General features: G+C 44.9%; 16 protein-coding genes and 1 tRNA gene. 8 read left to right on the plus strand and 9 right to left on the minus strand.

Going from position 1 to position 15,404, the window contains the following annotated elements:
- On the minus strand, nucleotides 1-938 hold a 938-nt coding region (locus EA392_08200; GenBank protein ID TVR38924.1), incomplete at its 3' end, for an excinuclease ABC subunit A.
- 233 nt (nucleotides 939-1,171) lie between these two features.
- Here EA392_08200 and EA392_08205 point away from each other — a divergent pair.
- The gene (locus EA392_08205) at nucleotides 1,172-1,759 is read left to right on the plus strand and encodes an RNA polymerase sigma factor (GenBank protein ID TVR38939.1); all 588 of its coding nucleotides are present in this window, start codon (nucleotides 1,172-1,174) and stop codon (nucleotides 1,757-1,759) included.
- 79 nt (nucleotides 1,760-1,838) lie between these two features.
- Nucleotides 1,839-2,030, plus strand: coding sequence for a hypothetical protein (locus EA392_08210; protein ID TVR38925.1), 192 nt, complete (start codon nucleotides 1,839-1,841; stop codon nucleotides 2,028-2,030).
- A 79-nt stretch (nucleotides 2,031-2,109) separates the two neighbouring features.
- Here EA392_08210 and xerD read toward each other — a convergent pair whose 3' ends face one another.
- On the minus strand, nucleotides 2,110-3,012 hold the full coding sequence (gene xerD / locus EA392_08215; protein TVR38926.1) for a site-specific tyrosine recombinase XerD: 903 nt from the start codon (nucleotides 3,010-3,012) through the stop codon (nucleotides 2,110-2,112).
- 61 nt (nucleotides 3,013-3,073) lie between these two features.
- Here xerD and aroQ point away from each other — a divergent pair, with 61 nt between their 5' ends.
- Nucleotides 3,074-3,496, plus strand: coding sequence for a type II 3-dehydroquinate dehydratase (gene aroQ, locus EA392_08220; protein ID TVR38927.1), 423 nt, complete (start codon nucleotides 3,074-3,076; stop codon nucleotides 3,494-3,496).
- Here aroQ and EA392_08225 read toward each other — a convergent pair.
- Both EA392_08225 and EA392_08230 read right to left on the minus strand, forming a co-directional pair.
- Entirely contained in the window at nucleotides 3,471-4,514 is a 1,044-nt protein-coding gene (locus EA392_08225; GenBank protein ID TVR38928.1) for a glycosyltransferase family 2 protein, read from the minus strand. The genes aroQ and EA392_08225 overlap by 26 nt on opposite strands.
- Before the next feature lie 38 nt (nucleotides 4,515-4,552).
- A complete protein-coding gene (locus EA392_08230; GenBank protein TVR38929.1) occupies nucleotides 4,553-6,013 on the minus strand; it encodes a GWxTD domain-containing protein in 1,461 nt (486 codons plus the stop codon).
- A gap of 129 nt (nucleotides 6,014-6,142) precedes the next feature.
- Between EA392_08230 and EA392_08235 the strand changes: the two genes are divergently transcribed.
- Nucleotides 6,143-6,230, plus strand: a tRNA-Ser gene (locus EA392_08235).
- A 361-nt stretch (nucleotides 6,231-6,591) separates the two neighbouring features.
- Here the strand turns inward: EA392_08235 and EA392_08240 are convergent.
- A complete protein-coding gene (locus tag EA392_08240; GenBank protein TVR38930.1) occupies nucleotides 6,592-6,885 on the minus strand; it encodes a hypothetical protein in 294 nt (97 codons plus the stop codon).
- A gap of 165 nt (nucleotides 6,886-7,050) precedes the next feature.
- On the opposite strand from EA392_08240, the gene EA392_08245 reads away from it, so the two are divergent.
- The 3 genes from EA392_08245 to EA392_08255 all read left to right on the plus strand — a co-directional run bounded on the left by EA392_08245 (nucleotide 7,051) and on the right by EA392_08255 (nucleotide 10,202).
- Nucleotides 7,051-8,403, plus strand: coding sequence for a DNA polymerase III subunit epsilon (locus EA392_08245; protein ID TVR38931.1), 1,353 nt, complete (start codon nucleotides 7,051-7,053; stop codon nucleotides 8,401-8,403).
- Between the two features lie 43 nt (nucleotides 8,404-8,446).
- Entirely contained in the window at nucleotides 8,447-9,607 is a 1,161-nt protein-coding gene (locus EA392_08250; GenBank protein ID TVR38932.1) for a sulfotransferase, read from the plus strand.
- A 94-nt stretch (nucleotides 9,608-9,701) separates the two neighbouring features.
- Entirely contained in the window at nucleotides 9,702-10,202 is a 501-nt protein-coding gene (locus tag EA392_08255; GenBank protein TVR38933.1) for a VOC family protein, read from the plus strand.
- A 50-nt stretch (nucleotides 10,203-10,252) separates the two neighbouring features.
- Here EA392_08255 and EA392_08260 read toward each other — a convergent pair whose 3' ends face one another.
- From EA392_08260 to EA392_08270, 3 genes are all read right to left on the minus strand, one after another.
- Nucleotides 10,253-10,798 (minus strand): DinB family protein, encoded by a 546-nt coding sequence (locus EA392_08260; GenBank protein TVR38934.1) that lies wholly within the window; start codon nucleotides 10,796-10,798, stop codon nucleotides 10,253-10,255.
- Nucleotides 10,799-10,880: 82 nt separating this feature from the next.
- Nucleotides 10,881-11,420, minus strand: coding sequence for a Crp/Fnr family transcriptional regulator (locus tag EA392_08265; GenBank protein TVR38935.1), 540 nt, complete (start codon nucleotides 11,418-11,420; stop codon nucleotides 10,881-10,883).
- A 713-nt stretch (nucleotides 11,421-12,133) separates the two neighbouring features.
- Entirely contained in the window at nucleotides 12,134-13,537 is a 1,404-nt protein-coding gene (locus tag EA392_08270) for a hypothetical protein (GenBank protein TVR38936.1), read from the minus strand.
- A 488-nt stretch (nucleotides 13,538-14,025) separates the two neighbouring features.
- Between EA392_08270 and EA392_08275 the strand changes: the two genes are divergently transcribed.
- Nucleotides 14,026-14,442 carry a hypothetical protein gene (locus EA392_08275; GenBank protein TVR38937.1) on the plus strand — a complete coding sequence of 139 codons (417 nt, stop codon included), beginning with the start codon at nucleotides 14,026-14,028 and terminating at the stop codon, nucleotides 14,440-14,442.
- A gap of 50 nt (nucleotides 14,443-14,492) precedes the next feature.
- Here the strand turns inward: EA392_08275 and EA392_08280 are convergent, their stop codons facing one another.
- Nucleotides 14,493-15,272: a hypothetical protein gene (locus tag EA392_08280; protein ID TVR38938.1), complete on the minus strand. Its 780-nt coding sequence runs from the start codon at nucleotides 15,270-15,272 to the stop codon at nucleotides 14,493-14,495.
- Nucleotides 15,273-15,404 lie beyond the last annotated feature (132 nt).

Below are 15,404 nucleotides of genomic sequence, written 5' to 3' on the forward strand. Positions count from 1 at the left end.
CTTTTATCGGGAATGACTGCTTCCGGGTCAATACCTATTACGGAGCCAAATCCCTCGCATGTTTTGCATGCACCCACGGGGTTGTTGAAGGTAAAAAAATGTACGCTAGGCTCTTCAAACACCATTCCGTCAGCTTCAAAGCGGTTGGAGAAGCTGTGCAAATCAGGGGGGGCATCCTGGTTTAGAGCTACAAGGTAAGCTGTGCCGTTGCCCTCAGAGAAGGCAGTTTCAATTGAATCGGTAATGCGACTCAGGTTTTCCGCGTTGGCTGTATCTGCAGTAACACGGTCAATCACCAACACCAACTCATCTTTGGTCTCTTTGATTTTGCCTTCGAGCAATTCATCAATGAGCAGGGTGTCGTTGCCCTCCAGTACGCGGGAATATCCCTGTTGCAGCAGTATTTCAAGTTGCTCCCTCCGGGTGCGGTTGTACCTGTTTGCGATCGGTGCAGCAATTAATAGTCGCTTGTCATGCGGCATTTGCTCAATCACAACCACCACATCTTTGGTGTAGTGTCGTACCACCTCCTTGCCCGAAACCGGAGAAATGGTGCGTCCTACCCTGGCAAAGAGCAATTTCAGGTAATCGTAGATTTCTGTGCTGGTGCCAACTGTAGAGCGGGCATTGCGCGAAACGGTTTTTTGCTCAATGGCAATGGCAGGTGAAATACCGTCAATGCGATCCACGTCGGGCTTATCGAGTTTGCCAAGAAATTGCCGTGCATAGGCAGAGAGGCTTTCAACGTATCTGCGCTGCCCTTCTGCGTAAAGCGTATCGAAAGCAAGTGACGATTTTCCGGACCCCGACAAGCCTGTAAAAACAATCCATTGGTTTCGCGGCAGCGCGAGATGAATATTTTTCAGGTTGTGAACACGTGCCCCTCTAATGATGATATAGTCCTGATCTGAAACATTTTGCGGGTCTATTTGAGGCATGTAGGATGCGGATAATGGTGAAACAAATCGCAAAATTAGCCAATATCACTTGCTTGGTGTGTTGAATAATGGCTATATTTGTTAATCGTCAGCCGTATGAAAATGTTCATCGCTCCGCTGGCAACAAACAAACCTTGAACCCTAAAACCCGATTAACCTATCGAATAGACATCTACTCTGAAACGTAATTAGACGCCACGAAGGCGTTCATGTTGAATCAAAAAGAGGAGAGTATGTCTATGTCAAGGTTAGAAGACAGAGAGCTTGTTAAGCTGTATCTGCAAGGTAGGGAAGAAGCATTGGTTGAGTTGATCGACCGGTGCAAATCAAAGGTTTTTACCCATGTTGTATTATTGGTGAAGGATCGGGAAGTGGCAGAAGACATTTTCCAGGATACCTTTATTAAGGTCATCCACACCCTTCGCACCGGAAAGTACAATGAGGAAGGCAAATTCCTGCCCTGGGTTACACGCATCGCGCACAATCTCGCCATTGATTACTTCCGTCGCGGAAAGAAAATGCCCATGTCGAGAAGCGACGATGAGTACGATGTGTTTGCTTCGGTGTCTTTAAAAGAGGATACCATTGAAGACAAGATGATTGACGAGCAAATTCACAACGACGTCCGTAGCCTGATTGAGCTCTTACCTCCTGAGCAAAAAGAAGTGGTCATGATGCGACACTACCAGCGCATGAGCTTTAAGGAAATTGCCGAAGCCACCAACGTGAGTATCAATACTGCTTTAGGCAGAATGCGTTATGCCGTGCTCAACATGCGGAAGATCGTAGATGAAAAGAACATCGTGCTCACTCGGTCTTAAAAATTCTTCTGCTTCACATACTAAGCAAACCTGTAGCCCGTTTTTAAGGCAAGTTCATTTAAAACAATGTTTCTTGCCTATGACACATTCTACTCTCGACGAACTTTCGTTCTTTTCGCGAAATGAAAAAGACCTTTGGTCTGAAATTCAGCCGGAAAACAAGCAATTAAAGCCTGGAAAGGCTTGTATTGATAAAATTCTGGCCTACTCACGCGCACTAAGCGTACGAAAGTCTGAAAATCTCGATCAGTTGGAGATGATTCTCAACTGATTCAAAGACCGCCTTCGGGCGGTCTTTTTTTTGCCCAAACTTTCACAGTGTGGAACGACGTCAGGGTTTAAAAAACAAATCAGCCTTTTCGGGCTCTGGGGTGATGCGACATTATGGTTTCCCGCAGGAAATCACGGTCCAGGTGGGTATAAATTTCCGTGGTAGTGATACTCTGATGCCCGAGCATTTCCTGAATGGCCCGGAGGTCGGCTCCACCGTCAACCAGGTGGGTGGCAAATGAATGCCTGAAACTGTGTGGAGATATGTTCTTATTGATCTGGGCCCGCCTGCAAAGGTCTTTTACGATGCTGAAAATCATGACCCGTGTGAGTTGCTTTCCCCGGCGATTCAGAAACACAAAATCTTCATGGCCGTGTGAAACATCCTGGTGCACACGAACAGAATTAAGGTAAATATCAATGTATTTCAGGGCGGCATCTCCAATGGGTACAAGGCGTTCTTTGTTGCCCTTTCCTACCACCCTCACAAAACCTTCGTCAAAGTACAGGTTGCTGAGTTGCAGGTTGATTAGCTCTGATACGCGCAAGCCACAACTGTAAAGCGTTTCAATCATGGCTTTGTTTCTGGTTCCTTCGGGTTTGCTCAAGTCAATGGCCGCAATAATGCGGTCTATTTCGTCTTTGGTCAGTACCTCCGGCAGTTTCAATCCGGTTTTGGGAGCTTCAAGCAGCTCGGCAGGATCGTCGTTCACCAGGTCTTCCATCAACAGGTACCGGTAAAATGCCTTTATTCCCGAAACAATTCGTGCCTGGCTGCGCGCTGCCAGCCCCAATTCAGATACCCAATGTACAAAGGCCTGAAGGTTTTCCAGCTTCACATTAAGGGGTGTGATATTCTGCTCTTCGGCAAATTCTGCCAGTCGCGCTACATCTCTCTCGTAGGCTTCAATGGTGTTGGCCGACAAGCCTTTTTCAAGACGAGCGTACTGCAAAAATCCTTTGATGGCAACGTTCCAATTCATGATTTTTCGCCAGTTTCGGCCAATGGTGCTAAATTAGCCGCTTAATGAACACGCCTGCATTATGCGCATTGCAATTATCAACGGACCGAATTTGAACATGCTCGGTAAAAGAGAGCCCGAAATTTACGGCAATCGTAGTTTCGAAGACTACCTGAACGAACTAAAGACCTTTTTTCCGGACGTGGAATTTGCTTTCTACCAAAGCAATGTAGAAGGTGAGTTGGTCAATGCCATTCAGCAATGTGGCAGTGACTGCGACGGTTTGGTGCTGAATGCCGCGGCCTATTCTCATACGTCGTTGGCCCTTGCCGACGCGGTTAAGACTGTCCCTATTCCCGTGATTGAAGTGCATATTTCCAACGTGTATGCCCGTGAGCCGGAACGACACCGGTCTCTTTTATCGGCGTATTGCACAGGATTGATTGTTGGTTTGGGGCTGGATGGATACCGACTTGCCATCAGCCATTTTCTTTTCCGGAAGTAGTGAAGTCCACCGGGTGGAGTTGGTGAAAGTGTTTCTTTCCTTTTAGGAAGTATTGCCACACTACGCTGCGTCGGTAGTATCCGGTGTGTTGGGTTATTTCAATGCCCGGTGCCAGTGATTTTCGCTTTTTGAGGAATTTGGCAAGGTTGGTATAGAGCGACATGTGTGCCCTGAATACTGCGAAAAAATGCTTGAACTGGCCTTCAAAAAGAAACTTGAACGCTGCGAGTCCATCCAGAATCATTCTGCGGAAAAGCTTGACGCCCAGATTGCCTCCGCGGTAGTTCTTCACCAGGAGGTACAAGTTGTTTCGGAAATTGAGGTAAGTTTTCCTCGGGTTGATTTTGCTCAGAGTGCCCCCACCAACATGATACACCACAGAATCGGGGCAATAACCTATACGTTTTCCTTTGTTTTTCAATCGCCAGCACAAATCAATTTCTTCCATGTGGGCGAAAAAATCTTCATCCAACCCTCCTGCATCGCGATATGACTGTGCCCTGATCAACAGAGCCGCTCCTGAGGCCCAGAACACTTCAGATGCCTGGTTATACTGGCCTTGGTCTTTTTCAAAGTGGTTGAACATCCTTCCGCGACAAAAAATAAAACCATCACGGTCTATAAACCCACCTGCAGCGCCCGCGTATTCAAAGGTGTCTTTTTGCTGAAAGGAAAGGATTTTGGGTTGCAGTGCATCCCAATCATTTTTCTCCAAAGCGCGTAGCATGGGGCCCAGCCACCCCTGGGTAACCGCAACGTCGGAGTTGAGGAGCACAAAGTTTTCTGCCTTAATTTTTTCAAGTCCTTTGTTGTATCCACCTGCAAAGCCGTGATTGTGATCGAGATGAATGACTTGTACTTCAGGATGGTGTGATTTGATCCAGGCTACGCTATCGTCAGTGCTCGCGTTGTCAATAACGGCTACAGATGCCTCGGGGCTGTTGAGTACAACATCTGGCAGGAATTTTTGAAGCCATGAGAGCCCGTTCCAATTGAGTATAGCAACCACTGTTTGCATGAAGTGGCAAATCTATGCAATAAAAGGAGTGCTCAATCTTAGCGAGGGGTCAGGAAGAAATCCTGCGTTCTTCCCCCAAAGTGGCTGCGCGACTGGGTGCGATCAATTTCGTTAAGAGGTGTATCCCTCTGGTGAATCAGCATATCCCATCTCGGGTTTTTGATTTCGCCGGGAATTTTATCACAGTGGAGCAACTCGTAATCGTGCATAAGTAGGGTGCGATCGTAAAACACGAAGCGCACGTTGGTCCAACGTTCTGCTCTGAAATATTGCCAGATTTGATAGGGGTAGGCATTGGGTTCGCTGGGGCGATCTACAAAAACATCCGGCGGACCATAGGCCAGGTACACGCGTCCCATATCGGTTTCGTAGCCTTTTCTGTTGGGAGCTCCGTAGCGGCGCTCCACTTCTTTCAATCGTTCACGGTATTCATTCCAGGCTATTTCCGGTGAGTGTGTGTCACGTTTTTTCCAAAAGGCGTAGAAAAATCGCTGCATATGATCCAGATCCTTGTTGGAGTGAAATCTGCGAATAAGCGATGCCTCGCCGTCGCCGGCAATGGGAATCAAGCTATTGATATATTCGTAGAGTGTATCTACGTTGTTCAGGCTGTTCACGAAGGCTTTCTCACCAATGCTGGCCGTGTAATCCACCTCCTGATCGTCCTGAAGGTGCACATTGGCGCGTTGAAAGAATTTGGCTTGCGTAGAGACGAGGTTGTTCTCTTTGTCACGAACTTCAAGAACCAGCGAGTAATTTCCCGACCTGAGATTCCGGATATCCACCTTCTTCATGATGGGAATCACACTTGTGGTATTCATTTTAGTGCGCGAGAATATGCTTTCCACTTTCTGTTTGGTGTCGTGGTTTTCTACGTAATAAACCAGCAGAAAAGGCTCGTCGGCTCCGAGTTTTTCGTCTGTTCCGTACAGCTCGGCATAGAACACAATAGAGTTCATTTCCGTGGGCATGTAGTTGGAAACGAAGGGAAGAAGGTCGTAGCCTGATTTGGTGAGTTCGTTAGGTTCGTCGGTTTTTTTGAATGCTGCCACCCATTGCACGTCCGAAAAGAAAATATCCAATTCGGGGCGCTCAATCACAATTTCTTCGGTAAAGGTTTCGCTCTGCCCCTGAAAAGCCGGCTGCCCGACCACCACTTCAATCATGTACACACCATAATCCAGCAAAAACCGCTGTTGGTCCATCATGTCGTTGTAAATGCTGTCTGCAATCACGCTGCTTTGCAAACTTTTTTTCGAGAATGTCACAATCTCATCTCCCTGAGAAAGGATGATGGTGATGTCAATAACGGCCTGTTCGCCTCCCTCCACTTCCTCGAAATGAAGTGATTCTGAAAAGAAGTTGAGGTAGGTTTCAAGCATGACACCTTGTCCGGGAACATGAAACACTTTGTAATCGAAGTAGGCCTCAATGGCCTTTATCTGGAATGAAATGAGAGCCAGTATGGTGACAATCAGTGATTTTTGGAAAAGCTTCATAGTGAGGACGGATATTACTCATATAAAGGTACAAATTTCGCACCGAACGGCCAATTTGCCGATTTTCCAAAATAGGATTGCTGTCTGTTTTGTCGAATTAAAAAAAATGTACTTTTGCGCCTCGATGCCGGAGAGATGGCAGAGTGGTCGAATGCGGCGGTCTTGAAAACCGTTGTACCGAGAGGTACCGGGGGTTCGAATCCCTCTCTCTCCGCCAGGCAAAACCCGCACCTGAGAAGGTGCGGGTTTTTCATTTCCCCTTGCCGCATGCTCGCATGCAAGGCAAGGGGAAATGAAAAACCACCCCGCGTTAGCGGCGCGGTTTTGCCTGAAGCCTTCCCCCACCGGGGATCACCGACGGCAGGGAGGTAATCCCCTTCACCGGGATCACCGTCGGCAGGGAGGAGATGCGGTTTTGCCGCATGCTCGCATGCAAGGCAAGGGGAAATGAAAAACCACCCCGCGTTAGCGGCGCGGTTTTGCCTGAACATTAATGGGATGGAGAAGGCTCAGAAAAGACAAAAAAAGAATGAGGCAGTAGAAACTGCCCATTGGATTGGGCTCACGTTGGCACAACTTCAGATGCGCACCTCGCGAATTCGCCCCAAGGGAATGCGAATCCTGTTTTTGAGGTACACAAAGTCGTCATCCAGATCCCAAATGGTTGTTTCTACCCGCTTTAAACCGCAGTCATCTTCAAACACAATAGCCACCTTGTATTGTGCGTAATTGCCAAAATCCATTGCCCTTTGCAACAGTCTTTTGCGCTCTGCTCTCTGCTCAAAAAGTGGTAGTACATCACCATCAGGAAAACGCAGGCCAGCCAGTTTTTCCTTGGCCATTTCCGGTACGTAACCTGTTGACATGGTCATTTTTTTGCCTTTTTGAATTCCAGTTAGTCGGTGAAAGTTAGCTTTTTTGGCTGAAACGACCTCACTTCATCCGGCTTTTTTTTCAATCCGTCTAATCGGTGGAGGCTGGAAAACGTTTTTGCGTTCAAAGTGTTAAACTTGTCGTGTCCAACCCAATGAACAGTTATGTACGCCATTGTAGATGTTGAAACCACCGGTTCCTATGCGGCCGGCAACGGAATTACGGAAATTGCCATCTGCATCCATGATGGCGAAAAGCCCATTCATTGGTTTGAATCCCTTGTTCGCCCACCCCGAAACATACCGATGTACATCACGGGCCTGACAGGTATTTCCAACGATATGGTGATGGATGCTCCTTCTTTTGAGGAACTTATACCCGAAATTGAGCGCATCACCAAAGGCTGCATTTTTGTGGCTCATCATGTGCATTTTGACTACACCTTTGTGCGCAATGAGTTTGAACGCTTTGGCAAGAGTTTTAACAGAAACAAGCTTTGCACGGTGCGATTGAGCCGAAAGCTCATACCCGGCTCGCCTTCCTACAGTCTCGGGCGCCTCTGCAATCACCTCAATATTCGGCACGAAAATGCCCATCGGGCCATGGGCGATTTAAAGGCCACCGTAATTTTGTTTGAAAAATTGCTGGGTCTCGACAGAAACAATTACATCCTGTCTTCTTCAAAAAGAAACTCGGGTGAGGTGATTTTACCGGCTCACCTTCCACGCGAACAGTTTGATTCCCTCCCTGAAGAACCGGGTGTGTATTATTTCAAGGACGGGCAGGGCAAGATTATATACATCGGTAAAGCCGCCAATTTGAAGCAGCGGGTTAGGCAGCATTTTTCAGGCTCCGATAGTAGCCAGCGATCTGAGGCTTTCAAAAGACATATTTACGAAGTGCGTTTTAAAAAAACGGGTTCAGAGCTCGTCGCACTTTTACTGGAAGACAGTGAAATCAGACGCTTTTGGCCCAGGTTCAACAAGGCACAGAAAAATCCGACACGCCGCTACGGTATTTACCAGTACGAGGATGTGTCAGGTATTTATCGCCTGGCGATCAATCAGGCACCTTCAGCCAATAGTGCGCTGCAAACCTTTGTCCGACTTCAAGACGCGCGTAATACCCTGGGGCAAATGGCCGGTGCTTTTGGTCTGTGCCCCGCCTTGTGCGGCATGGGAAGCTTTTGCGAGCGTTGCAACGTCCAGGGTAAAAAATGCAGGTCTGAAAATGTACCGGCGTACAATAAACGTGTACGTCAGGCCATGGGCGCCCTTCATAACGAAAGCCGCCGGTGCGCGCTGATTGGTCAGGGCAGAGACCAGGACGAGCAATCACTGGTGCTTGTGGACGGTGATAAGTATCTAGGATTCGGCTTTATACAAGACCATGTAGAGAGCAAAAGTTTTGAGGAACTCGCAAAAGTCATCGAGCGCCACCCCGAATCGCCTACCGTGCGTAACATCATCCATAAAGCACTGCTTAACCCCGATCCGCTCAAAGTGGTGTATCTCTGATTACAGGCCACTTTTTCTCAGTCTGCTTACCTTGCGCGGTACTATGCGAAAATGGTTGGCTGAGATATTTTATTGGGACTGGAAGGTGTTCGCAAGTCTTCTGTTTTGGAATCTTCGGTACTTCTACTGGAAACGCGCGCTCATCATTTTCGGAGTTGCCTTGATTTTACTTTTTCACGCCGCCCTGAGTGTGGTTTTGCGCCTTCTGGATGAAGTGTTCTATCCGGCCTATCGCAAAACCACCATTCGGGAACCGGTATTCATTATTTCCAACCCACGCAGCGGAACCACCTATATGCACCGGCTTTTGTGTTTGGACGACAAGCGATTCACCTATTTTTTGCTGTACCATACCTTTTTGCCATCGGTGCTCTTTTTCAGGTTTATCCTAATGTTGAAGCGGCTCGATAAGAAGATGAACTGGCCGTTGCGACGATTTTTCGAAAAAGTGGAAGACCGTGTTTTTGAAGGCTGGAAAGACATTCATCCCATGGGCTTTGAGCGAAGCGAAGAGGATGAAGGGTTGTTTGTGCTCAGCCTGATGTCGCCGGCTATTGGCCTGGTTTTTCCGTGGATGAAGAAGATTGATTCCCTCTGGATTGCCGACGAACTACCGGCCAAAAAGAAGGCCTGCATGATGGCCTATTACCGCAATACCATTCAGCGCTTTTTGTACGCATGGGGTCCGGACAAGGTATTTCTCAGCAAAAACGTCATCTCAACCGGCCGAATGGGTATGTTGCTTAAGACTTTTCCGGATGCTCGCATCATTTACCCGGTTAGGCATCCCTACAAAACCATTCCTTCCATCACGAGTATGTTTGCTGCTCCCTGGAAAATTCACGCGCCGGATATTCCCGAGAACTCGCCCGAATACCGCAACTGGGGCATGCTGAGTATTCGCTTTTATCAGCACTTTTTCAGGATGATCCCTCATCTCGATGCAGAGCGGTTCTACCACGTGAGATACAAGGATTTCGTCAAAAATCCCATGGATACCATCCTGGATGTTTACCGCACATTCGGGTGGACACCGGATGACGACTTTGTGGAAAGGCTCCGGAATCAATGCAGTCGGTCACGGCAATACCGCAGCAAGCACGATTACAGCCTGGAGCAATACGGCTACGACCGAGCCCTTATTGATGAAGAATTGCGAGAAGTATTTGAATACTTCAGGTTTAGGAAAGATTTAGGCAGCTAATACCTTGTTAAAACTCGCCACATTCTGGCTTAAAAACATTACTTTTGGTTATGCTTACACGTTATATTTTGTGCAACCAGAAATATTCAGCGTAATGAAATATCTCGCAACTTGTTCCCTTTTCATCTTGTTTGTCGCACACACCGGTTGCGTTCAGGTTGGTAGCGATCTTGCCATTGAAGAGATTCAATCGTCAAATAAACAACGAATTGCTCCCTTCCTTACTTTTCAGAAGAACGACGCTGAAGAGGCCATGAATTTTTACATCAGCCTGTTTAATAACTCAAGGATTCTTGAAATCAAACGATGGGAGAAAGGAGGTCCCGGAGCAGAAGGCAGGGTAATGCACGCTACTTTTCAGCTCAATGGATTGAAATACATGTGTAGCGACAGTCCTCCTGTGCACAACTGGGATTTTACACCGGCAGTTTCCAATTACGTTGAATGCGAAAACGACGATGAAATTGAGAGACTCTACACTAGCTTATTGGAAGGCGGGGAAGCGGCTATGCCACTTGGTAACTACGGTTTCAGTCAAAAATTTGGATGGGTAGTGGATCGTTTTGGGGTGTCGTGGCAATTGAACCTGGAGTGAACCAGATCACTTTTAGAAATCCTTTTAATCACATTCCTTTCTACAATGCTTCAAGGGGTAATCGCCCCAAGTGCTTGCGCAATGTGCCGTTCATTGTGGTAAATCACAAAGCGAAAGGTGTCGCCCAGTTTGAGCTTTACGGGAAATGGAATGCTGATGCGGGTTTTGGTGCGGTTCAAACTCACAGCAGCGGCCTTTTGAAGCAGTGTCAGCATTTCCTGCTGTTGAGCAATAAAGTGGTGAATGGTTTGCCGGGTCAAGGAGCTTCCAATGGGGTTCTTGTCATTAAAAGTTTTCATCTTGTTGAGTTTTGCCTTGGGAAGCATACTTTGCGCAAAATAGTTTCCCAGTAGTCCGGACTTGAAAGTTCTCTCTGTAACATGGCGGCTTCTTTCCATACGCGATTGGATTTCGGGCAGGTAGAAGTCTCCGTACAAATTGAGGTGCTCCAGGCACTCAAGGGCGCTCCAGCTTTTCTCAGAGGATCTTTGGTTGAGCACATCGTCAGACAGTGTGAGAAGTTCCTTCGCGGCCCGGATGTGCTTGTGGGTACGCGCCTTTAAATCGGCCAGTAGAAATTCGCTTGTAGATCGCATCACTTTTCTTTAAGACAAAGATGAGGGTAGCCCGGATGAATTTCCTTGATTGAAATCAAGAATACAGTTTTTCGGGTTCGCTTCAGTTATTTTTGAGGCGCGACAAGGTTTCCGGGGTCATACGCAGGTAGGACGCGATATATTTATGAGGTACTTCCTGAAACAACTGTGGGCTTCTTTGAAGCACCCTCCTGAAACGCTCGGCAGGCGAGGAGGTGAGAAGGTCGCGCTCTCGTTCAAGTTGTTGGTAGATGAGTTGTTCCAGAAGCTGAAGCCAGCTTTCAAAGCGCTCCGGTGTGCTGCGCGCAAACTCCATAAATGCCGCTTTTTCAAGCACCTTAACTTCCGTTTTCCGCAGGGCCTGAATCACCATGTCCGAGGCTTGTTCAGTAATAAAGGAGTCCAGCGCGGCAATCACGTTGTTTTCATAACCAAAGCGGATGGTATGCTCTTCGTAATCGTCCACCACAAAAACCCGTAAACAGCCCGTTTGAATAAAGTACAACCGCGTATCCATGCTTCCCTGATTTTTCAGGTAATCATTGCGTTGCAGGGAAAGATGACCTTCCCAAAGGTTCTCTTTGTTCAGCTCGGATATCAGGTAATTAAGTGGGTTGGTCATTAAAAAACGTTTTGCTCACCCAAGGTAACAAGAAGCAGTTTTTCAATCGATATGGTACGTTAAACTTATCAGCAAATGGTTAAATTAATCGACAGATTATTAGCTGGTTGCATCAGCTTCCCACATGATGAGGGCTAAGAGCTGAAAACAAACTGACTATTCATCCTCTTCAGGGCTACTCGCTGAACACTTTGAGGGAAGTGGATTTGGGCCCTTTTAAACGATTCCAACACACATCCTCCTGTCAAAGGAGAACAAGCTGGGACGAGAACAAGCTACTCCATGCCCCTGAATCGGGGTCTTGATTGATTCTTTGAGCGAAGTGGATGATGTCAACTCTATTGATTTTCAGGAATGAGGTTGTAGAAAATCATTGTTACAACACCGACAATTACAAAAAGTGCAAGGATGATTTTGAACCAGAATTTCCAGCCTTTTTCTTTACGCCCGCCGTCTTTTAGCCATTTGAACATGGCTGAATATCGCCAATTATCTTCAAATGACCAAGCACAATCGTCAAAAAATGAAATTCTTGCTGGTTAAGTATGGAAAAGTCCATGATCAATGCAGTGCGTGTTGAGCACCTTGTTCGCACCGAGGGCGCCACTTTCGCGAGGTATTCGGCGAACCTCCCAGAGAGTCCTCGTTGAGTGACTCTGAGGGAATTGAAATTCAACGAGTTAATTTCATTTTGTGATCGAACAAAGTGCTTCCTAATTACCAAAATACCTATATGCTCTCCTGTAACCTTTACTGACAGCAGTTTTAACGTCGTTTGCAAAGAAGCCTTGCCCTTGTTTTATTCTAGTTCTGTCATATTGTTGATCAAATGGTAAGTGATAAATTTTTGTATCAAAACCATATTCATCTTTTCCAATATTGCACTTAATTCTTGGAAATTCGGCCATGTCTTTTTTAACTACTTTGACACCTAGTTTATCTGCTATTATCTTGGCCGTTTTGGAGAGCTCTGTATTTGTTATAAATACCGGAAGTATTTCATCCCAAAGCATATCTTTGTCATAAGCATATGCGATTGTTGAGCCATACAGTTGCATAATATGTTTTTCGTGGATGACTTTCTTCTGAGACCAAAATTTACACTGAACAATATGAATCCGATTATTTTTGATCGCTATCAAATCTCGACCTAAATCTTCTAACTTTTGCTCCATTCCGAAATATGACACATTCCAACCTTCTTTCTCATACTCCTGCCCACAAAACAATTCATAATCTCTTCCAATTTGCCAATTGGTTTTCGGCCCTTTAATATACTTATCCAATGCAAGTTGATTTCTGTCGTCAATACTTAATTTAAGGTATTCTTCTTTGCTGATGTAGTCTCGTACTTTGTCATACTCTTCTTTGAAATTATTAATGGAGCTGGCTGCTTCAAGTTGTTTTAAAGATTCAAAATCATCGACATAGGTGGAGAGCTCTGGAAATAAATTTAAGAGATACTCAAATTTGTACATCATTTGACGGTACTTTTCCAAATGCAACTTACTTTCCTGCTTGAGTTGTCTAATTCTTTTGCCTTCAATCCTTGCTGGCCGTGTTTTATTTTCTAAATACCTTGCTATTACATCGTATTCCAGCAAAAGAAAATCGCTGTACAGTGAAGTTATTTTAGTTACCGAATTATTACTTTTACTTTGAAGTGCGATATAAAGGTCGTGTTGCTCTTTTAGACCGCTTTTAAAACGATCCCTTTCCTGCTTAATCTCGGAAATGCGCTGATTTGCTCTTTCAATATCTTTTCGAGAAATTTCTAAATTTGAAGTCAATTGGTTAATTTTATCAGCCAACCGTTTGTTCTCAGCAACTAGGGCTTCATTATCTTTTTCGGAAATTTCTAAATCTAAAGTCAGTTGGTTAATTTCATCACCCAACTGATCAATTTTATCTGACCACCGCTTATTCTCAGCAACTAAGGCGTCATTTACCTTTTGACATTTCGTCATCAATTCAGATGTCTGCTTGAGCTCTTTTTGTAAAACTGGATGAGCCCTCAATTTCGCTTTTTTTTCCTTGACATTACCTAACCATTCGGATATAGCATTTATTATAGAGCCGATAATTATAAGACCGATAACTATGTACAAGATTTCCATTGACTCTGTAATTTTGTCTGCAAGTTATTCAAAAATTGGATTACCACATTAGTCCGAAAACTCACGTGGGCGGAACCCTCCTACACTGGCGTAAGCGTCCGCTTGTGTCATTTTCCATTCAATGTAACTTTGAGTAAGTGCAAAATTTTCTTATTCCTGAAACGGTGTTTTTGCACATGATATACATAAGTTAGTGGTTATGGAGATGGGCCCAAGCGGACGCTTGCGCCAGATTAGGTGAATGCTTTTTGGTGATTTAGCCGCCATGTTTTGTTAAAAAGTGTATATTTGTCTTGTCAATCAGTGTGTTAATAAAATATATTTTAAATCGTGTTGTATATAAAACCATACTTCAATGTAAGAACGAAATAAAAATTTAAAGGAAAAAGTGAAATGGAACCTTTTCGGTATAGGATCCGGTGGCATCATTCTTACGGCCAAAGCATGTTCGATGACATATCATACAATAAATGTAAATAGTTGCAAAAATGAATACGACTAGAAAAATTCTCAATTTTATTTCCGCTAATTCCACCGGAAAGAAGGATCATGGACCGTTCACAAGTGAAATATATGTCCTTTATCAAATTCGATTTAACAATGTTGGTATCGCGGCGTTTAGTGCAAAGTTGCGGTGCGACGGCCATTCGGCAGAATCTTCATTCAAGAATGCCTGTCGAAATATTCTACCCGAAAAGTTCGGAAGAATCAATCTGATTAGTGGAGATGAAGCCAGTAGTGATCTGTTATGGCATCTTGCTAATTTCCGAATAAGAGAAGTTGATTGTTTTGATCTTTTGGCTTTAAATGAAGATCAAACTAATTGGTTTCGCCAAGCCATGACCTTTGCCCTTTCACATGACCCTAAGTCTGGTTTGAATTTGCCACGTGGTTCAGTAGCCTAAGTCCTTCATTTGAGGGGCCGCTGGTGCTAGTTTGTGAATTTAATTGATAATCAGATTAATTCATAAACACGCTCTAGAATTGATTTAGCTTCAATAATTTCATGTTCTGAATCGATGATCTTTTGGAGTGAAACAAATTGACCTTGAAGAATATATTTTAAGGATGGTAGAACTACTTGAAGAAGCTGCTCTTCATTCAAGTTTAAGAGTGTGTGGCTACCTTGATTGAAATGCTCACTGTTCGAAAGGATCATATAATTAATGTACGCTTGAAAATGAATATGTTTGTGTGATTCATCAGCTTTTTGGATTTCATTCACCATATCTGATGTATTAATTTTACCTAGCCTTATAAGTTTTAGCGTATCATTTTTATTTTCGAAGTGTCCAGGAAAAATATTCTTAACTCTTTCTATTTCATTGGGGTCTATGTTTTCTCCGTTTTCTTTGCATTTCTGATATATTTGATAAAAGGAATTTGCTAAAGGCTGCTGCAATTTTCGTAGAATATCAGCCAAGCTTTTAATGTTCATGGATGAGTAGTGCAAGTAGAATGTGGTAATTGAGTCTAGTAGTGCTACTCTGGTAGAAATAAAGAGCGGCAAGGAAATGAACGGATATGAATGGTGCTCAGCAATGAACTCCCTTATCTGACAAAGCAGAATGTTGGATCTTTGTACGAGTTGCCGAAAGATTTCTTGACTTTCTGACAGTTGATTGAATTTTGAGTGTCTATTCAAAATTCGATCTGTCAGATTACAATTTTCATCGAGACATAAGAGGAATTTGGAAAACTTTTCTTCGGATAAGCTATTCATTTCGTTTTGCATACAAGTTCTTTTGACTTTCTACATGAAACTGCCGCTAGTCCGCACGTGCCAGGCGTTCCCATGCTCTTCCTCAATAAACCATCAACCTCCCCTCCGTCATTTCTTCCATCGCATATTTGATCCCCTCGCGGC

This window comes from Cryomorphaceae bacterium, from assembly GCA_007695365.1.
Lineage (GTDB): Bacteria > Bacteroidota > Bacteroidia > Flavobacteriales_D > SKUL01 > SKUL01.